The following is a 19,133-nucleotide window of genomic DNA, read 5'->3' as shown; positions in this document are numbered from 1 at the left end:
CGACTACAAGAAGGAGAGCATCATGACCCGCTACATCGACGTTACCGACCTGAGCCGCCTGGTCGCCCGCAAAGGCCTGACCACCTGCCTGGAAGAAATGGCCGAGTACATCCGCCAGGACTACCTGCGCTGGAACGACTTCGAGAAATGCGCACGGGTGGCCAACCACTCCCCCGACGGCGTGATCGAGCTGATGCCGGCGTCCGATGCCAATCTATATGCCTTCAAGTACGTCAACGGCCACCCGAAGAACACCCACCGCGGCATGCTCACGGTGATGGCCTTCGGCGCCCTGGGCGATGTCGATACCGGCAAGCCGCTGCTGCTCAGCGAAATGACCCTGACCACCGCGATGCGCACCGCCGCCACCTCGGCCCTGGCCGCGCGCTACCTGGCCCGCCCGGACAGCCGCAGCATGGCGCTGATCGGCAACGGCTCGCAGAGCGAGTTCCAGGCCATCGCCTTCCACACCCTGCTCGGCATCGAAGAAATCCGCCTGTACGATCTCGACCCGCAGGCCAGCGCCAAGCTGGCCGCCAACCTCGCCGCGTACCCGGGCATTCGCCTGGTCATCGCCGGCTCCGTGGCTGAAGCGGTTCGCGGTGCGGACATCATCACCACGGTCACCGCCGACAAGGCCTACGCCACCATCCTCACCCCGGAGATGATCGAGCCGGGCATGCACCTCAACGCGGTGGGCGGCGACTGCCCGGGCAAGACCGAGTTGCACCGCGACATCGTCGAGCGCGCGCGGGTGATCGTCGAGTACGAACCGCAGAGCCGCATCGAAGGCGAGATCCAGCAGATGCCTGCGGATTCACCGGTAACCGAGTTCTGGCAGGTGGTGAACGGCGAGATCGCCGGCCGCGAGAACGCCGCCCAGGTCACCCTGTTCGACTCGGTCGGCTTCGCCATCGAGGACTACTCGGCGCTGCGTTATGTGCTGGATGTGGCCAAGGCCCTGGACATCGGTAGCGAGATCGGCCTGGTGCCAGACCTTAAAAACCCGAAAGACCTCTACGCCTTGCTTCAGCCGGCGGTTGCCGACGTGCAGAAGAGACGCGCCTGACACAACCGAATCCGCTGCGCCCACCGCGCAGCGGATCGGAAAACGCTGTGACAAAGCCAAAACAGGAGGCGCCTCGACAGAATCGGCTGCGAGCAGCCGCACTAACAGCATATTCCGGCAGCCAGCGCCGGCCCAAACGACACAAAAAAACTGCTGTCATCGCGCATTCTGAGCCCCGACCGAAGAGTCACTAAAAGACCAAAAGGCCCTGGCCTACGAAGCGTTCTACTGCCCTACATCAACTACAAAACACAGGGATCAACTCATATGACTTCGCTGCGAAAGCTTCTCGGCGTGCTGCTCCTGCCACTCTGCGCCAGCGTGGCCCAGGCGCAGGAATGGAAAGAAATCCGTTTCGGCGTTTTCCCCGAATACCCACCGTTTGAATCCGTCGCCGCCGATGGCAGCCTGCAAGGCTTCGACATCGAACTGGGCAACGCGATCTGCGCCAAGCTGGAAGTCAAATGCACCTGGGTGCACAACGAATTCGACGGCATGATCCCGGCCCTGCGCGCGCGCAAATTCGACGCCATCATGTCGTCGATGGCAGTGACCCCGGCCCGCCTGAAACAGATCGACTTCAGCGACCGCCTGTTTCTCAGCCCAACCTCCGTCATCACCCGCAAGGGCGCCGATTTCGGCGACACCCCCGAGTCACTCAAGGGCAAGACCGTCGGCGTGCTGCAAGGCTCGCTGCAGGAAGCCTACGCCCGCGCCAAACTGGCGCCGCTGGGGGCCACGGTCAAGGCCTACCAGGCCCAGGACCAGAACTACGCCGACCTGATGAACGGCCGCCTCGACGCCACCGTCACCGACAAGCTCGAAGCCCAGCTCAACTTCCTCACCAAGCCTGAAGGCGCCGACTTCCAGAGCGGCCCGGCGATCAAGGACCCGACCCTGCCGCTGGACATCGCCATGGGCGTGCGCAAGAACGACGCCGAACTCAAGGCCCTGATCAACAAGGGCATCGCCGCGGTACTGGCCGATGGCACCTTCGCCAAAATCCAGCAGAAGTACGTCGGCGACCTGGACATCTACAACGAGTAACCCGCCCGTCGACGGCCCGGCAGCCGATGCCGGGCCATCGCTGGTGCCCATCGAGATTTTCCCCGTGAACGACTTCCTTCACTCTGTCGGCTTGCAGGCCTTGAGCCTGCAGGGCTTCGGCCCGCTGTTGGCGCAAGGTACCTGGATGACCGTAAAACTGGCGCTGCTGTCCCTGGCCCTGAGCCTGGTGCTGGGCCTGGTCGGCGCCAGCGCCAAGCTCTCATCACTGCGCCTGCTGCGACTCCCCGCGACGCTCTATACCACCCTGATCCGCAGCGTGCCGGACCTGGTGCTGATCCTGCTGATCTTCTACACCTTCCAGATCTGGCTCAACGACTTCACCGAATGGATGGGCTGGGGTTACTTCGAGATCGATCCGTTCACCGCCGGGGTCATGACCCTCGGCTTTATCTATGGCGCCTATTTCACCGAGAACTTCCGCGGCGCGATCCTCAGCGTGCCCGCCGGGCAACTGGAAGCCGCCACCGCCTACGGCCTGAGCCGCGCCCAGCGCTTCCGGCTGGTGCTGTTCCCGCAACTGATGCGCTTCGCCCTGCCGGGCCTTGGCAACAACTGGCTGGTGCTGCTCAAGTCCACCGCGCTGGTGTCGATCATCGGCCTCGCCGACCTGGTGAAAGCCGCGCAGAACGCCGGCAAGAGTACGAATAACGTCCTGTATTTCCTGATCATCGCGGGACTGGTCTACCTGCTGATCACCACCCTCTCCAACCGCCTGTTCAAACGCCTGGAGCGGCGCTACAACACCGGCATCAAGGGGCTGACATCATGATCGAACTGATCCAGGAATACGGCCTGGCCTACCTGTATAGCGATGGCGCCGGCCTGTCCGGGCTGGCCATGACCCTGTGGCTGTTCGTGGTGACCATGGTCGTCGGTTTCTTCCTGTCGCTGCCGCTGGCCCTGGCGCGGGTGTCGCGCAAGCTCTGGCTGCGCTGGCCGGTGGAGTTCTACACCTACCTGTTCCGTGGCACGCCGCTCTATATCCAGTTGCTGATCTGTTACACCGGGCTCTACGGCCTGGAAGTGGTGCGCGACCATGAAATGCTCGACCGCTTCTTCCGCAACGCACTGAACTGCACCCTGCTGGCCTTCGTGCTCAACACCTGCGCCTACACCGTGGAGATTTTCGCCGGGGCGATCCGCAACATTCCCCATGGCGAGATCGAGGCGGCCCACGCCTACGGCCTGCACGGCTGGAAGCTCAACCTGTTCGTGGTGCTGCCGGCGGCCTTGCGCCGTTCGTTGCCGGCCTACAGCAACGAACTGATCCTGATGCTGCATGCCACTTCACTGGCCTTCACCGCGACCATCGGCGACATCCTTAAAGTCGCCCGTGACGCCAATGCCGCGACCTTCCTGACGTTCCAGGCCTTCGGCATCGCCGCCCTGCTGTACATGCTGCTGTCCTTCGCACTGGTCGGGCTGTTCCGCCTGGCCGAACGACGCTGGATGCGTTTTCTCGTTCCTTCCCGAGGCTGACCCATGACCACTTCCGCACATGCCTTGTCGATCCAACCGACCTTCGCCGCCGCACCTGTCGCCGCCGCTGCCAGCGCCGCGATCAAACTGACGGTGGACTCGCTGCATAAAAGCTACGGCGATCACCAAGTGCTCAAGGGCGTCTCGCTGCAAGCACGCAAGGGCGACGTCATCAGCCTGATCGGCGCCAGCGGCTCGGGCAAAAGCACCATGCTGCGCTGCATCAATTTCCTCGAACAACCGGACGCCGGGGTCATCACCCTCGACGACCAGACCATCGAAATGCGCCAGGGCCGCGCCGGCGCCCGCGCCCCGCATCCGGCGCAATTGCAGAACCTGCGCACGCGGCTGGCCATGGTGTTCCAGCATTTCAACCTGTGGAGCCACATGACCGTGCTGGAGAACATCACCATGGCGCCACGCCGGGTGTTGGGGGTCAGCCAGCAGGACGCCGAAGCCCGCGCCCGCGCGTACCTGGACAAGGTCGGTCTGCCGGCCCGCGCCGCCGATCAGTACCCGGCGTTCCTCTCTGGCGGCCAGCAACAGCGCGTCGCAATCGCCCGGGCGCTGGCGATGGAGCCGGAGATCATCCTGTTCGACGAACCAACGTCAGCCCTTGATCCAGAGCTTGTAGGAGAAGTCCTCAAGGTCATACAGACGCTGGCCGAGGAAGGTCGTACCATGCTCATGGTCACCCACGAGATGGGCTTTGCCCGCCAGGTGTCCAGCCAGGTGCTGTTCCTGCATCAGGGCCGGGTCGAAGAACAGGGAAGCGCGCAGATTCTCGACCAGCCGCAAAGCGAGCGCCTGCAGCAATTTCTTTCCAACCGCTTGAAGTGAAGCAACGCCACCATGGATACCAAGGCCAACTCCTCCCACGCCGCGCCGCCGCTGGACCGCATCGACGAAGCGATCATCGACGTGCTGCGCCACAACGGGCGCATCACCTACGAGAAGCTGTCGTCATTGGTCCACCTGACGCCCAGGCCCTGCCTGGAGCGGGTGCGCAAGCTCGAACGGCGCGGCGTGATCCGCGGTTACGGCGCGATCATCGATGTGCAGATGGTCTCGCCGGGGTTGTCGCTGCTGGTCCTGGTGGCGCTGTCCAACCAGAGCGGGCGCGCCGCGCAAAAAGCCTTCGAAGCCTGCGTGCGCGCCTGCCCGCAGGTGTTCGAATGCCAGCTGATCAGCGGCCATTTCGACTACAGCCTGCGCATGCGTTGCCGGGATATGGAGCACTACCGGGTGCTGACCGAGACCTGGATGAACAACGATGAGCTGCATATCGACAAGTTGGTGGCGCATCCGGAATTGGCGGTGGTGAAGAACACCGCGCCGCAGATGTAGGTTTACAGGGTGGGCCTGTCTCGCGCCGAACCGTCGCGAGACAGGCCCACAATCACCCCGCCCCGCGTGCCCGCACCCGCCACTCCCGCGGTTGCACGAATCCTCGCACCCACTCCACCACCTCCTGCGCCGGCATCGGCCGGGCGATGCCGTAGCCTTGGGCCACGTCGCAACCCAGTTCCATCAGCCACTCGCCATGGGCCACGGTCTCCACGCCCTCGGCAATCACCTGCCGACCGAACGCCTGGGCCAGGCCGATCACCGCGCGGGTCAGGGCCAGGTCGTCCTGGTCGTGAAGGATGTCCTGGACGAAGGATTTGTCGATCTTCATGGTCTGGGTCGGCAAGCGCTTGAGGTAGCTCAGGGACGAATACCCGGTGCCGAAATCATCCAGCGAAAAACGCACCCCCAGTCGCTGGCACGCTTCCAGGCATTCACAGACCCGCTGGATATTCTCGATGGCCACCGACTCGACGATTTCCAGGTCGAGCATCTGCGGCGCCACCGTGGCGTGGCGGGACAACAGGCGCTGGAGCCGCACGACGAAGTCCGTGCGCTGGAAATGCCGCGCGGCGATGTTCACGCTCACCGGCCAACGGCAACCCTGCGCCTGCCACTGCTGCATCTGCGCCAGTGCTTCATCGATCACCCATTCACCGATATCGACGATCAGGTCAGTGCGCTCCACCAACGGCAGAAACTCACCCGGCGCGACCACGCCGCGGACAGGATGGCACCAGCGCAACAGCGCCTCGAACCCCACCACCGTGCCGCTGCGCATATTCACCTTGGGCTGGTAATACAGGCACAGTTCGCCGTTGTGCAGCGCCCGGCGCAGGCGCTCCACGGTCTGGTGCGTGGCCTTGACCTCCTGGTCCAGCGACACGTCGAACAGGTGAAAACGATTACGCCCCCGTTGCTTGGCCAGGTACATGGCCTGGTCGGCGTGGCGCAGCAGGGTGTCGGCGTCATCGTTGTCATTGGGGAACAGGGTCACGCCGATGCTGGCGCTGACGCTGATCGGCCGCCCGCGAATGACACAGGGTGCGGCGATCGCCTTGAGCACACGCTCAAGGACACCCTGCAAGGTCGGCAGCCCCTGGATGTCGCCGAGAATCAGCACGAACTCATCGCCGGACAACCGCCCTACCGCATCGCCCTCACGCAACACACGCTTCAAGCGCCGCGACACCTCCACCAGCAGCAGGTCGCCACTGGCATGACCATAGCCGTCGTTGACCGCCTTGAAGCCGTCGAGGTCAAGCATGCACACCGCCAGCGCCGACTCCTCGTTGCGCGCACGCTCGATGGCCTGCCCGAGCAGGTCGCCGAGCAATGAGCGGTTGGGCAGGCCGGTCAGAACGTCGTGCCCCACCCGCCACTGCAAGGTGTGGAGCAACTGGCGTTTCTGGGTGATATCGAAGCGGATCGAGACGAACTTGCACACCGCGCCGGTAAGCGGGTCGAACAGCGGCACCATGGTGCTGTCGACCCAGTACAACGAGCCATCCTTGGCCCGGTTGCAGATTTCGCCCTTCCATGTCTCGCCCGCGGCCAGGCTCTGCCACATGCCGAGGAACAGCCCAGGCTCGTGCTGGCCTGAATTGAGGATGCGGTGGTCGGCGCCCAGCAGTTCCTCGCGGCTGTAGCCGGAGATGGTGCAGAACTGATCGTTGACGTAGGTGATACGCCCGGTCAGGTCGGTTTCGGAAAAGATCGCGGCCGCGTCGACGGCCGCGCGGTAGTTGTCATCCATGAAATAAAACCTGTCCGACGGCTATCGGTTGAAGCGTTCGACCAAGGCACGCAGGCCGGATGAAATATGTTCCAGTTCAGCACCGCGGGTGGCGGCCGCGTTGGCGTTGTCGGCGGTGCGCTGCACGGTGCCGGCGACGTTGTTGATCTGGCAGGCGACGTCTTCGGCGACATGGGATTGCTGCTGCGAGGCAGCGGCCATTTGCCGGGTCATGTCGGTGATGCGCTCCACCGCCACGCGAATGCCCTGCAGCGCCTCCTGCGCCTCGACCACCTGGGCCACGCCCTGCTCGGCCTCGCGGATGCCGAGGTCGGCGATGGACACCGCTTCATCGGCGCCCTTGCGCAGGTTTTCGATCACGCCCTGGATCTGCTGGGTCGACTGCCGGGTCTTGCCCGCCAGCGCGCGAACCTCGTCGGCCACCACTGCGAAGCCGCGGCCCTGCTCGCCGGCGCGGGCGGCTTCGATGGCGGCATTCAGCGCCAGCAGGTTGGTCTGTTCGGCAATCGCCTGGATCACGCCCGCGGCAGACATGATGTCCTGGGTCTGCCCGGCCAGTTCGCCCACCGCCTGGTTGATCTGGGTGACCGTGGACGCCAGCACCTGGATCGCCTGGCGCGAGGTGCCGGCGACCTGGCTGCCCTGGTCGGCGAGCTGGTTGGCGGTGTGGGCTTCGCTGGCGGTTTGCTGCACATGGGCGGCGACTTCAGCGATGGACGCGGCCATCTCGGTCATGGCGGCGGCGGTCTGGTCAGTCTCGGCACGCTGCTCCAGCAGCGCCGATTCAGTAGCACCGGAGAGACGGCTGGAATCGCTGGCGGCGTGGGCCATCTGGTTGGCGAGGTCGCTGAGGCGGGTCAGCGCGGTTTTCAGCCGCGCTTCTTCACTGATGAGGATCATCTGCAATTGCGCGGCCGGGCCGAGGGTGTCGCTGTAGGCTAGGGCGCAAATGGGGTCGCAGAAGGTGTTTTCGGCGCCGCGGACGATCCGCCGCAATTCGCCACGCAAGCGGCTGTGGCCCCACAACCCGACCACGACAAACAGGCCGAGGGTGATGCCCTGACCGACAAGACCGGGGACAAGATGATTGGCGGCTAATGCCACGCCCGCCGCCAGTACCGGCACGGCAAGCACCTGGGCCTGCTGTACCAGCAGACGCGCCAGCGGCACCGGCGTCTTGCCCGCGCGCAGCCGGGCGTACAGCGCTTCGGCGCGCTGCACCTGCTCGCGAGTCGGCTTGACCCGCACCGACTCGTAGCCCACTAACCTCGAATTCTCGAGGATCGGCGTGACGTAGGCACTGACCCAGTAGAAATTGCCGTTCTTGCAGCGGTTCTTGACGATCCCCATCCAGCTCTGGCCGGCCTTGAGGTATTGCCACATCTGCTCGAACACCTGGGCGGGCATGTCGGGATGGCGCACAAGGTTGTGCGAGGCACCGATCAGTTCCGCCTGACTGAAGCCGCTGATGGCAGCGAATTCAGCATTGCAGTAGGTGATATTACTGGCGGTGTCGGTGGCGGAAATCAGCCGTTGCTGATCGGGAAATGTCTGTTCCACCGCGGTAATCGGTAAGTTGAGACGCACGATAAAGCTCCATGAGCCGCAGGAAAAATGCGGGTTGCTCTCTGCCAAACCCACTGCGGGAAAATCCGTCCAAGCGGCAAAGTCTACGAGATACATCACCTTTTGTAATCCGGGGTGATGGCAGGAGAGGTTGTCTATTGAAATTTTTTGTCGTTAAGTTCTTGATTCTAAATGGGAATTGAGCGATGGAAATTTCAAGTTTGGGCTCAGCCATCAGGCGCTGTCGCAAGGTCGCCGGGCTTACCCAGGCTGAACTGGGCGAAAAAGCCGGGTTCGACCCCAAGACCATAAGCCGCTTCGAAACCGGTACCTACACTCCCAGCGTTGAAGCCTTGTTCGTCTTTGCCAGGGTGCTGGGCGTCAAGCTCACGGCCTTCTTCACCGACCTGGACACTGAAGACGAACAACGCGCCTATCTGTTTGGCGTCATTCACAAAGCCCCTCCGAACGATCTGGGACGGCTGATCGCCGCGGTGGATCAGGTCTTGTCCAAGCACTGACCGACCCCTGGCATTTCTGTCGATTCTTGCCTGGTACGCCAACTGGTCAGACCGGTAAAACCAATTATCGCCTCACCTCTTGCGAAAACCGAAAATACGCGCTTACACTGCCCGCGCACTGGACATACCGGTAAGACCACAATAATTAAGTCCGACGCGCCGTCACCCCGGCAGCCAGGACACCGACCAGAGATCCCTCCCATGCTCAAATGGTGCTCGCGTTCGATCTTCCTGCAAGTAGTGCTCGGCCTGATGCTTGGCATCGCTTGCGGCCTGAGCTTCCCCGACCTTTCCCTGCAACTCAAACCCCTTGGTGACGGCTTTATCAAACTGATCAAGATGCTGATCGGTCTGATCGTGTTCTGCGTGGTGGTCAGCGGCATTTCCGGTGCCGGCGACCTGAAGAAAGTCGGGCGCATCGGCCTGAAGTCGGTGATCTATTTCGAAGTCCTCACCACCGTCGCCCTGGTCCTGGGTCTGGTGCTCGCCTTCTCCACCGGCATCGGCAGCGGCGCCAACATCCATCTGGAGCAACTTTCCGCGACGGACGCCAGCAGCCTCGCCGAGCGTGGGCAGCATATCCACAGCACCACAGCCTTCCTCATGGACCTGATCCCCACCTCGGTGATCGGCGCCTTCGCCGACAACAATATCCTTCAGGTGTTGCTGTTCTCGGTGCTGTTCGGCAGTGCGCTGAACCTGGTGGGCGAATCGGCCTCGGGCATCTCGCGACTGATCAACGAACTGAGCCATGTGATCTTCCGCATCATGGGCATGATCGTGCGCCTGGCCCCCATCGGTGTGTTCGGCGCCATCGCCTTCACCACCAGCAAATATGGCCTGGAATCGCTGCAACACCTGGGCGGTCTGGTGGCGTTGTTCTACCTCACCTGTGCCGGCTTCGTGCTGCTGGTTCTCGGCCTGGTGATGCGTGTGTCCGGTCTCAAGATGCTGCCGTTCCTCAAGTACCTGCGTGAAGAACTGACCATCGTCCTCGGCACCGCTTCTTCCGACGCCGTGCTTCCACAGATCATGCGCAAGCTGGAGCACCTGGGCATCGGCAGTTCCACCGTCGGCCTGGTGATTCCCACCGGCTACTCCTTCAACCTCGACGGTTTCTCCATCTACCTGACCCTGGCCATTGTGTTCATCGCCAACGCCACCGGCACGCCGCTGGCCATGACCGATCTGATGACCATCCTGCTGGTGTCCCTCGTGACCTCCAAAGGTGCCCACGGCATTCCCGGCTCGGCGCTGGTGATTCTTGCCGCAACCCTGACCGCCGTTCCCGCGATTCCGGTGGTCGGTCTGGTGCTGGTGCTGGCGGTGGACTGGTTCATGGGCATCGGCCGGGCGCTGACCAACCTGATCGGCAACTGCGTCGCCACCGTGGCCATCGCCCGCTGGGAGAAGGACATCGACCTGGAGCGCGCGCACAACGTGCTCGAAGGCAAGCAGGGCTTCGCCTTCCAGGCGCGCAAGACGGCCCATCAGCAGGAATTCTAGTTAGCCAATGAACGACATCTCACGGAGCGAAATGTGATTACCTCCTCGACAGTAGTGAATGCGGTAGTGGACAAACTGCGCCAGGCCCTGGCCCGCGGCCAGTGGCGCTCCGGTGAGATGCTTCCCGGCCAGCGCGAGCTGGCCGAGCAACTCGGCATCAGCCGGCCCAGCCTGCGTGAAGCGGTAACGGTGCTGGAAACCCTCGGTCTGGTGCGCTCGATGCCCGGCAAAGGCGTGCTGGTACTCGACGCCGACAGCAACGAGCTGGTCATGGCGCCGGCCGGCGTGGCCGAAGCCAGCCTCGAAGACGTGCTGCAACTGCGCTACACCCTGGAACCGTTCATCGTCGGGCTGGTGGCGCAGTCCATCAGCAGCCAGGAAACCGGCCAGTTGCGCCTGACCCTGATGGACATGCGCGAAGCCCTGGACGCCGGCGACGGCGAGGCTGGGGTCAACGCCTACATCGCCTTCCATGAGGCGCTGTTTGCCCTGACCTCCAACCCGATTTTCCAGAGCGTGGTGCAGCAGACCGGCAATGCCCTCAAGCAGAGCGCCCAGATGCTGCGCAAATCCCCCGAACACCTGGCCGCGCGCCTTGAAGAAAACGAAGCAGTGGTGCGCGCCATCCGCAACAAGGACAGCGCCCAGGCCAGTGCGCAAATGCGCCGGCACATCCTGCAGGAAGGCCGACGCATGGGTATTGAACTGAAGATTCCGGACGAACAGCCCGGTTACTGACTTCCAGGAGAGCACACATGAGAGCCGTTGCCCCCGTCACTTCCACCGCGTCCGCCCTGCCCGCGCTGCTGGCCGTTGGCGAACGGCGCCTGTCGGCTGCGGAAATCTATCCGCGGCTGTTCGATGCGATTCTCGAACAGCGCCTGGCTCCCGGCACGCCGCTGACCGAAATGGCGCTGGGCGAGGCGTTCGGGGTCAGCCGCACGGTGATCCGTCGCGTGCTGGGGCGGCTTTCGGACCAGCAGGTGATCGTCCAGCGCCCGGCGCACACCGCACGGCTGGCGGCGCCAGATCCGGAGCAGGCGCGGCAGGTATTGAGCGCCCGGCGGCTGGCGGAAACCACCCTGATCGAACTGGCGGCGCGGCGCTCGCGGCCGGCGCAACTGCGCCAGTTGCGTGAATTGATTTCCCGCGAGCGGCAGTCCCATGAACAAGGCCAACGCTGCACGGCGATCCGCCTGGGCGGCGAGTTTCACCTGAAGCTGGCGGAGATTGCCGACAATGCCCCGCTCGCGCGTTTCCTTAACGGCTTGGTGCCGATGACCTCGCTGATCATCGCCAAATACGAAAGCCGGGCTTGCGAGCATTGCGCCTGGGAAGAACATGCGGCGCTGGTGGATGCGCTGGAGGATGGTGACAGTGAGGCAGCGTTGCGGTTGATGCATCTGCATCTGGATCGGATCGAGGCGAAGCTGGATCTGGAGTGAGGCCTCCCGTTTCGCGAGCAAGCTCGCTCCTACAGAGATTCGGTGTCACATATCTGTAGGAGCGAGCTCGTCGGGGCGCCGAACCGTCGCGAAGGGCCCCAAACGTTCTACACCTAAGGCCGATCCGCAACCGGCGTATGCCGCGACCAATCCAGCAGCAGGCTGTAGGCCACCGCCAGCAGGGTCGGTCCAATGAACAGGCCGATAAAGCCAAACGCCAGCAACCCGCCAAACACCCCAAGCAGCACGATCACCAACGGCAAATCCCCGCCGCGGCTGATCAGGTAGGGCTTCAGCACGTTGTCCACGCCGCTGATGACGAAGGTGCCCCAGATCCCGAGGAACACCGCCATGCTGTAGTCGCCCTTCCAGGCCAGCCAGGCGGTGGCGGGAATCCAGGCCAACGGCGGGCCCATGGGAATCAGGCTGAGCATGAAGGTGACCAGGCCGAGCACCAGCGCCCCCGGCACCCCGGCGATAAGAAAGCCGATCAGCGCCAGCAGGCCTTGGGCGGCGGCGGTGCCGATCACGCCGTTGACCACCCGCTGCACAGTCCCCGCCACCAGCCCCAGGTAGTAATCGGCACGCTCGCCGATCAGCCGTTCCAGCAGGCGCAGGACAAACGCCGCCAGGCGCGGCCCGTCACGGTAGAAGAAGAACACGAAGACCAGGCTGAGGATCAGTTCGAGGATGCCGCTGCCAATCTGCGCGCTGCGCGCCAATAACCAGTTGCCGACCTGACCGAGATAGGGTTTGACCGTCGCCAGCATGGCGGCGCCCTGCTGGTCCATGGTGTCCCAGAAACGCACCAGGCGTTCGCCGACAAAGGGCACGCCGCCGAGCCAGGCCGGCGCATCGGGCAGGCCGTCAACCTGCACGTCACGAATGAAGGTGGTGGCATCGCGCACATGATCGGCGAGGTTGAAGCCCAACCAGACCAGCGGCAGCGCCACCAGCAGTAACCACAGGCAGGTCAGGAAACTCGCGGCGAGGGTTTCGCGGCCGCCGCAGAGGCGCGTGACCAAACGCATCAGTGGCCAACTCGCGAACGCGAGGATCGCGCCCCAGAGCAGCGCGGAGATGAACGGTGCCATGACCCAGAGGCCAGCGCCCAGTAGCGCCAGCAACAGAATCTGCACCAGCAACCGATCATTGTTGAGCATCGCGCCTCCCGGCTCAGCGAATCAGTTCGACATGCAAGCCGTTCGCCGCCTGGCTGCCGACTTCGAGCCGGGCCGAGCGGACACCGGCGGCGGTCAACTGGTCCAGCCAGGCCTGGGCCTGGGCGCCGGTGAGGACCACGCGCAAGGTGCTGTCGAGGTTAAGGCTGCGCGCCAGCAGATTGACCCAGGCTTGGGGCGGCTCGGCGTTCAGGTCAGGGTAGTCGAGCCTGGCATTGCTGCGCAGTTCGCGTAGGACGGTGGCAGGCGTCGGCAGCAACTCGCCCAAGGGGGCGTTGGCTTCGAACTGTTCGGTGTGCAGGTAGGTACGCTTGTTGCCGCGGGTGATGGCGTAGAGGGCGACCAGCGTATCGGCATCGGCGCCGGTGCGACGCAGCAGAATGAAGAACTGATCCTGATCCGAGCCGGACAGGCGGGCATTGCCGAAGAGGTCGTTCCACAGGCTGTTTTCGCCGCAGTCTCGGCCCTCGCACCAGAACAGCGGGTAACCGCCATCGGCCTGCAAGGTTTCGCGAGCGGCCTTGAACGCCTCCGCGGCGCTGCGTTCGGCGGGCAGTTGCCAGGTGACCGAATGGAGCTGGCCACGGGCCTCGATCTTGCCTTCCATGCGCACCTGGCCGCTGATCTTGCGCAGCCCGCCCAACGGGTAGACGCGCTCCACTTCCGCCACAGGGCGCTCATCGACCCTTTTGGCGTCCTGCGGCACCGGCAGTTCGCCACCGGCCTGTACCGCACCGGTTACCAGCAAAAGTCCGGCCAGGCCGGCACGCAACGTATGAATGGCATTCATCGGCGAACCCCGCCGACGGGTGCGGCGCGGGCAATGCGAAGGGGGCGTAAGTCGTGCTGGGTCATGATTGTCTCCCTGATCAAAACCCGCCAAGCCTCGACAGTTGCCCGATACAAGTCAAGGAATGGCAAAGAAGCGATTGAAACAGTCTGCAACAAGCGTTGCGCCGGCCTCATCGTTCAAGTGCAAGTGATGACCACCGGGCAAGTGTTCCAGGCTAAAGGGTAGCTGTTCGAGGAGGGTCGTGTTGCGCGCCAGCATGCCGTCGTCGGCGACGATCAATTGCGTCGGGCAGGCGACGCGGCGAACGAAGCTCATGGCCTGCTCTTCGCTCATGCGCAGCGGCGACGGCAGGGTCAGGCGGCTGTCGCTGCGCCAACTGAAACCACCCGGCACCGGCACCAGCCCGCGCTGGGCCAGCAGCTCGGCGGCCTCGCGGCTGACCGCGACCATGCCTTTCATCCGCGCTTCCACCGCCTGCTCCAGCACCGGGTAAACCGATTTGCGCTTGCTGTCGTGGCGCAGTTGCGCCTGCAATGCCATGCCCATGCGCTCGGCGGCATCCTGGCCGTTGGCGTCCGGCGGGATCACCCCGTCGATCAGCGCCAGCCGGGTGATGCGCTCCGGCAGGCTGCCCGCCAGCACCACCGAGACGATGGCGCCCAGCGAATGCCCCAGCAAACCGAAGCGTTCCCAGCCCAATTGCGCGGCGACCCGCAGCACGTCGTGGGCATAGTCCCACAGTGAATAGGTGGCGCCCGGCGGGCGATGCCCGGAATAACCGTGCCCGGCAAAATCCAGGGCGACGATGCGCAGCCCGTCGAGCTTTGGCGCCAGGCGGGCGAAGCTGTTGGCGTTATCGAGCCAGCCATGCAGGGCGATCACCGGGCGGCCATCCGCCGGGCCGTAGAGATGCGCGGCCAGTTCGATATGGCCCAGGTCCAGGCGGACCTCTTCGACCGGGTTGCTCATACCTGTTTCTCCTGCCAGCGCTGAAAGACGTTTCTGATCAGTTGCGCGGTTTCATCCGGGCGCTCCAAGGGAAACATGTGTCCACCGACGACGCTATGGTTTTCTCCCCGGGGCATGCGCCGTACCGCCTGGGTATGGTGGGGCCTGACGACACGGCTGTGGCTGCCGCGCACCATCGCCAGCGGCACTTGCAGTTGGCCGGGATGGGCCGGGCGGGTATGGGGGATGCTGCGGTAGATGCTCATTTCGATGGAGGGATCGAAGCTCAGGCGCAAGGCATCGCCCTCCTGTTTCAGGCCATGATGCAGATAGGCTTCCAGGCAATCCGGGTCGAAGGCGCGGAACAGCGTCTTGCTGGCGAAATAAGCCCGGGCCTGATCGAGATCGGCGAAGGCCTCGCGCCGGCCCTCGGTGCGCGCGGCCGGGGTGATGCGGTCGATGAAACCCCAGCGCTTGGCGAGGCGGATCAGCCACTGGTCCGCCAGGGTCAGCACCGGCGAATCGAGCATCACCACGCCGCGATAGAGCTGGGGGCAACGCAGCGCCGCGTGCAGGTGCAGCACGCCGCCAAGGGAGTGACCAACGCCCCACACCGGTTCGGGTTGCTGTTCAAGGTGATGGATAAGTTCGTCAACCAGTTGCAGCCAGTTGTCATTCACCGGAAAACGCGGGTCATGGGCGTGCTGGGGCAGATGGCTGACCTGATAATCCGGCGCCAGGGCGGTGAACAGCTTGCCGTAGGTGGCCGAGGGGAAGCCGTTGGCGTGAGCGAAGAAGACCTGTTGCGACATACCGGACTGCCCGTTGCGGAAAAGACTGACACGGATTGTCCGCAACCGCTTATGAGCCGGCAATGACCGGAACAGCCATCGGTGACGGCACTCCGGTCAGCCAGGGCCGGCCGCCGAGGCTCAGAAGTCCTGGAAAGAACGGTGCAGGCAGGCCTGGATGTAGGCCACCTGGTATTCGTAAGCTTCGCGGACCTGGTCACGTTCGTTGTCGTTCAGATGGGCCCGTTGCAGCGCCAGGCAGGACACCTGGAGCATCTTCGCCATCTGCTCGCAGGCCATCTGGAACTGTTCCAGGTGCTGTGATTCGCGGCGATTGTGGTAGTGCCGGACCAGGGCGTCGAGACGGGCATCCGCGGCATCGTGCAACACCTGGAACTCGGCGAAATCGAGGTTGCAGCTCAGGTTCACTTCGTCCAGCACCTGGCGCAGATCAGCCGCACAGGCTTGAACGCCGTTTTGTCCATTCATTGTGTTTCTCCCCGGACAGTGACACCACGATGGGGCCACGCTAACAAGGTGGCAGCGAGGCAACAACTGGCAAAAATGTCAGGTGGGTGGAGGGCTGGACGGAAAATACGCGCACCGAAAAGCACTGCTACGGACATCGCGCAGCAGTGCTTCTTTTTCAGTAAGGCTTGTTGCCCCTCACAATCTCTTTGCTCGCCCTGATTCGAAGCACTTGCTTCAACTGAGAGCCCCTCACCTCGAATAGTGGGAGGCGATCACTCGGCTGGGTCTGCATTCCCGGTGGATTTGAGTAATTGCCGCGTTTAAATGCGGCGTGAGGCACGGGCTCAATCGCTCTCTCGTAGATATCATCCTGAGCCTTGCGCAACGCTGCAGATGACGGAGAACTGCCGCCTATGGAGGGCTGGCCACCGGGGCGCTGCTTGAAGAATGAAGAGCTAGTCCCCCATGAGTTTGATCCACCACTCACTGCCGACGCACGCCTGGCGAGCGATGAAGCCGCAGCCTTCATCCCTAACGCCAGCCCTGTCGAGACGCCCGCAATAACGCCGGATGCATGGCTCGTCCACTCCAACCCCTGTTTAAGTGCCCCCTCCTCCACGAAGCTCGCGCCAACACCGCTGCCAATCGACAGTGCCGTCGCACCCAGCGCCACCTTCGCGGCCACACCACTGACCGCTGCCGCGGCTGTCGCGCTCACGCCCAGCGTGGTGGCTATCGGCGCGGCGAGTCCCGCCGTCAAGAGCGTCGCGACCACGCCCCCGACGATCCCGACCCACCACGGCATGTGCCCCGTCGGATCCACATGATTCACCGGATCCCCCAGGCAATACGTGTATCCATTCAGCCCACCCTCGCCAAACGGGCTCCAACTGTCCGGGCTGCAGAACACCCCCAGCACCGGGTTGTAGGCCCGGTAACTGCCCAACAGATACACCCCGCTGCGCTCCAGGCATTCACCGTTGAAGCCCAGCCCGGCCGTCAACTGCGTGCTGGACGAGCGGAACCCGTGAGCGCTGTAGGCACTGTTGCGGGTCTGACTGTCACGTTCGGCCAGCACGGTCTTTTTTGCATCGGTGGCCAGCAGCAGTTCGTCCTGCCCCGTCACCCGTTCGGCCAGTACATGGTCGCCGCCGCGAATGAACGTGCGCTGTTCACCACCTTGCAACTGGTTGACCAGTTGCCCGTCGCAGTAGAAACGCTGCTCGTCACCCTCCCCGCCGATGCTGCCACTGAGGATGTCCTGCGCGTCGTAGCGGTATTCCAGCATTTCGCTGCCGTCTTCACTGACGCTGAGCAACCGGCCGAGGGCGTCGTAACTGAGGTTGCGGCCCTGTTCATCACTGATCAGATTGCCGTCGGCGTCGTAGTCGAGACTGATGAGCGCCGGGTAATCGGCGTGGCTGTTGCGTACCGCGCTGAGCTGGGTCGGGTCCTGGCCTTCGAACAGATAGGTGGCGAGGTTCTCGCCACCGGGGAATACCGTGCGCACCTGGGTCAGGTTATCCAGCACATCGAACTCGAATACCTGACGCTGGATCGGCTTGCCCCAGCCGTCCAGGGGCAGGTCGCTGCCGGTGCAGCGGTAGTCCTCCAGCCGCCCCCGCGAGTCGTAGGTGTAACTCTCGTCGCGCAGCACACTGCCCTGACGCAGGGTTCGCTGCTCCAGCGCATCGCGGACGTTGTAGCGTTGTTCCAGGGTCTGGATCACGCCGTCGTCAAAGGTGAAGGTGCGCAAGATCTCACGACCGAAATCGTCGTACTCCAGGTCAATGCGCACGCTGTGACCCTCGGCCTTGTCTTCGGTGACGATACGTGAGGTCAGGCCACTGGCGTTGTAGCTGAAGTGCGTTTCGGTCTGTCCCAGGCTGGTCGACTCCAGCCGCCCGCCGGCATCGTAGTGATAACGCTGCTGCTGGCCGAGCACATCGGTGTAGGCCAGCAGGCGTCCGCGCAGGCTGTATTCATAGGCCATGTTGCGGGTCTGCCCGGCATTGACGCGCTGCTCGGTCTTCAGTTCACCGGTGCTGTAGTAGGTGCAATTGAGGCTTTGGTCGTTTTCACGGCTGGACAGCAGCCGGGCATTGTCCTTGTCGTATTCATAGTCGGCGGTGACGTTCTGGATACGCCGCTGGATCGGCGCTTCGCCCAGGTTCGGGTTGTACTCGTAATCGATGACCTGGCCCTTGGCCGTGGTGACGCTGGAGGGCTGCTGCTGGCCCCCGTCGAACGCGAATGTGCGCTCCCGCCCGCCGGTCACGGAGCGGTACATCCGTTCGAGCCCGTCGAAGGACTGCTCACCGAGCACGACCCCGTCGACGCCAATCCAGGTCGGCAAGTCCTCGGTACTGTGCTCGGCATAACGACGCTCGACCTGCGCGCTGTCGGGAAGACCCTGGAGGGTCAAGCGGTCGAACGCGTCGTACCGATAGAAGCGGAACTGTCGCAGTTCGTCGTATTCATGGGAGGTGCGGCCCAGGCCGTCATAGAAGTACTCGTACAGGCTGATCTTGCCTCCCGCCAGATCGAAGCGCTCCACCGTGACCGGTTTCTCGAACAGGTTGTTGCGGGTAACGGTCTTGCCCATGCCCTCGCGCCAGGTTTCGACCCGCAGCGCGACGGGGTCGTTGCGGGAGTATTCGGTCACCCCGTCCGGCCCGGTGACGCTGTCCTGTTCGCTCCAGTCGTCGTAGGTGTAGCGGCTGGTCAGGGCTACGGTCTCGGCGCCCAGCCAGTCGAATTCGGTGCTCTCGCTCAGTTGCCCGAAGGCGTCATAGCTGGCGCTGTAGGTCTCGCGCAGCGGCTTGCTCACCGGGTTGCCGTCGACATCCTGGCGCAGTTCGCTCACCACCCGTTGCAGCCCGTCCAGCAGGCTGCGGGTCTGCACGCCCTTGACGTCGATGGTGGTCTGGGTCGGTTGCCCGGTGACCTGATTGACCAGCAGGTACTGGTACTGGCGCCGTGCCTCGACATTGCTGCCCGGCGCGACTTTCTCTTCGATCACCCGCCCCAGCGCGTCATAGGCGTAGGCGATCTCCACGTCGTTATCGTCACGCTCCAGCAGCGCGCGGCCGTTGAGCAGCGAGTGTTCCAGGATGATGACCTTGCTCACCGCGTCGAAGTTGGTCTTCAGGGTTTCCATGGTGCGCAGCACCGGCTGGGCGACGTACTGGC

The 19,133-nt window shown here is 63.8% G+C and carries 18 protein-coding genes and 1 pseudogene; 10 read left to right on the top strand and 9 right to left on the bottom strand.

All coding sequences use genetic code 11. From position 1 onward, the window contains the following. The first annotated feature begins 22 nt into the window (after positions 1–22). The 6 genes from CKW37_RS26480 (at position 23) to CKW37_RS26455 (ending at position 4,963) form a co-directional block, all read left to right on the top strand. Positions 23–1,069: an ornithine cyclodeaminase gene (locus CKW37_RS26480; protein WP_095159153.1), complete on the top strand. Its 1,047-nt coding sequence runs from the start codon at positions 23–25 to the stop codon at positions 1,067–1,069. Between the two features lie 267 nt (positions 1,070–1,336). Beyond that, positions 1,337–2,116 carry an ABC transporter substrate-binding protein gene (locus CKW37_RS26475; RefSeq protein WP_095159152.1) on the top strand — a complete coding sequence of 260 codons (780 nt, stop codon included), beginning with the start codon at positions 1,337–1,339 and terminating at the stop codon, positions 2,114–2,116. A gap of 64 nt (positions 2,117–2,180) precedes the next feature. Then, positions 2,181–2,906, top strand: coding sequence for an ABC transporter permease (locus CKW37_RS26470; protein WP_095159151.1), 726 nt, complete (start codon positions 2,181–2,183; stop codon positions 2,904–2,906). Then, positions 2,903–3,616, top strand: coding sequence for an ABC transporter permease (locus CKW37_RS26465; protein ID WP_095159150.1), 714 nt, complete (start codon positions 2,903–2,905; stop codon positions 3,614–3,616). Before CKW37_RS26470 ends, CKW37_RS26465 begins: the two co-directional genes overlap by 4 nt. A 3-nt stretch (positions 3,617–3,619) precedes the next feature. Beyond that, positions 3,620–4,456: an ABC transporter ATP-binding protein gene (locus tag CKW37_RS26460; RefSeq protein WP_256587875.1), complete on the top strand. Its 837-nt coding sequence runs from the start codon at positions 3,620–3,622 to the stop codon at positions 4,454–4,456. A gap of 12 nt (positions 4,457–4,468) precedes the next feature. Then, positions 4,469–4,963 (top strand): Lrp/AsnC family transcriptional regulator, encoded by a 495-nt coding sequence (locus CKW37_RS26455; RefSeq protein ID WP_095159149.1) that lies wholly within the window; start codon positions 4,469–4,471, stop codon positions 4,961–4,963. A gap of 52 nt (positions 4,964–5,015) precedes the next feature. Here the strand turns inward: CKW37_RS26455 and CKW37_RS26450 are convergent, their stop codons facing one another. The 3 genes and pseudogenes from CKW37_RS26450 to CKW37_RS33825 form a co-directional block, all read right to left on the bottom strand. Continuing rightward, positions 5,016–6,719 (bottom strand): bifunctional diguanylate cyclase/phosphodiesterase, encoded by a 1,704-nt coding sequence (locus CKW37_RS26450; RefSeq protein ID WP_095159148.1) that lies wholly within the window; start codon positions 6,717–6,719, stop codon positions 5,016–5,018. A gap of 21 nt (positions 6,720–6,740) precedes the next feature. Next, positions 6,741–7,874 carry a methyl-accepting chemotaxis protein gene (locus CKW37_RS26445; RefSeq protein ID WP_371864343.1) on the bottom strand — a complete coding sequence of 378 codons (1,134 nt, stop codon included), beginning with the start codon at positions 7,872–7,874 and terminating at the stop codon, positions 6,741–6,743. Between the two features lie 153 nt (positions 7,875–8,027). Beyond that, positions 8,028–8,402, bottom strand: a pseudogene (locus tag CKW37_RS33825) (PAS domain-containing protein); the annotation flags it as partial. Between the two features lie 89 nt (positions 8,403–8,491). On the opposite strand from CKW37_RS33825, the gene CKW37_RS26440 reads away from it, so the two are divergent. The 4 genes from CKW37_RS26440 (at position 8,492) to CKW37_RS26425 (ending at position 11,757) form a co-directional block, all read left to right on the top strand. Further along, entirely contained in the window at positions 8,492–8,806 is a 315-nt protein-coding gene (locus tag CKW37_RS26440; protein ID WP_095159146.1) for a helix-turn-helix domain-containing protein, read from the top strand. Positions 8,807–9,007: 201 nt separating this feature from the next. Continuing rightward, positions 9,008–10,312, top strand: coding sequence for a C4-dicarboxylate transporter DctA (locus CKW37_RS26435; protein WP_095159145.1), 1,305 nt, complete (start codon positions 9,008–9,010; stop codon positions 10,310–10,312). 33 nt (positions 10,313–10,345) lie between these two features. Then, positions 10,346–11,050, top strand: coding sequence for a FadR/GntR family transcriptional regulator (locus tag CKW37_RS26430; RefSeq protein WP_095159144.1), 705 nt, complete (start codon positions 10,346–10,348; stop codon positions 11,048–11,050). A 17-nt stretch (positions 11,051–11,067) separates the two neighbouring features. Beyond that, entirely contained in the window at positions 11,068–11,757 is a 690-nt protein-coding gene (locus CKW37_RS26425; protein WP_095159143.1) for a GntR family transcriptional regulator, read from the top strand. A 113-nt stretch (positions 11,758–11,870) separates the two neighbouring features. Here CKW37_RS26425 and CKW37_RS26420 read toward each other — a convergent pair whose 3' ends face one another. The 6 genes from CKW37_RS26420 to CKW37_RS26395 all read right to left on the bottom strand — a co-directional run. Next, positions 11,871–12,920: an AI-2E family transporter gene (locus tag CKW37_RS26420; RefSeq protein ID WP_095159142.1), complete on the bottom strand. Its 1,050-nt coding sequence runs from the start codon at positions 12,918–12,920 to the stop codon at positions 11,871–11,873. Between the two features lie 13 nt (positions 12,921–12,933). After that, positions 12,934–13,728 carry a DUF4892 domain-containing protein gene (locus tag CKW37_RS26415; RefSeq protein ID WP_095159141.1) on the bottom strand — a complete coding sequence of 265 codons (795 nt, stop codon included), beginning with the start codon at positions 13,726–13,728 and terminating at the stop codon, positions 12,934–12,936. Positions 13,729–13,845: 117 nt separating this feature from the next. Further along, a complete protein-coding gene (locus CKW37_RS26410; RefSeq protein WP_095159140.1) occupies positions 13,846–14,700 on the bottom strand; it encodes an alpha/beta fold hydrolase in 855 nt (284 codons plus the stop codon). Continuing rightward, a complete protein-coding gene (locus CKW37_RS26405; protein WP_095159139.1) occupies positions 14,697–15,491 on the bottom strand; it encodes an alpha/beta fold hydrolase in 795 nt (264 codons plus the stop codon). The genes CKW37_RS26410 and CKW37_RS26405 overlap by 4 nt, the downstream gene beginning before the upstream one ends. Positions 15,492–15,611: 120 nt before the next feature. After that, complete coding sequence (locus tag CKW37_RS26400; protein WP_095159138.1) at positions 15,612–15,959, bottom strand: hypothetical protein; 348 nt, start codon at positions 15,957–15,959, stop codon at positions 15,612–15,614. A gap of 157 nt (positions 15,960–16,116) precedes the next feature. After that, positions 16,117–19,133: RHS repeat domain-containing protein (locus CKW37_RS26395; protein WP_143502139.1), on the bottom strand; the 3,017-nt coding region annotated here is incomplete at its 5' end.

The organism is Pseudomonas sp. Irchel 3E13 (assembly GCF_900187455.1).
Lineage (GTDB): Bacteria > Pseudomonadota > Gammaproteobacteria > Pseudomonadales > Pseudomonadaceae > Aquipseudomonas.
Note: the sequence above shows the minus strand (reverse complement) of the source record. Positions and strands in the feature narration are given on the sequence as shown.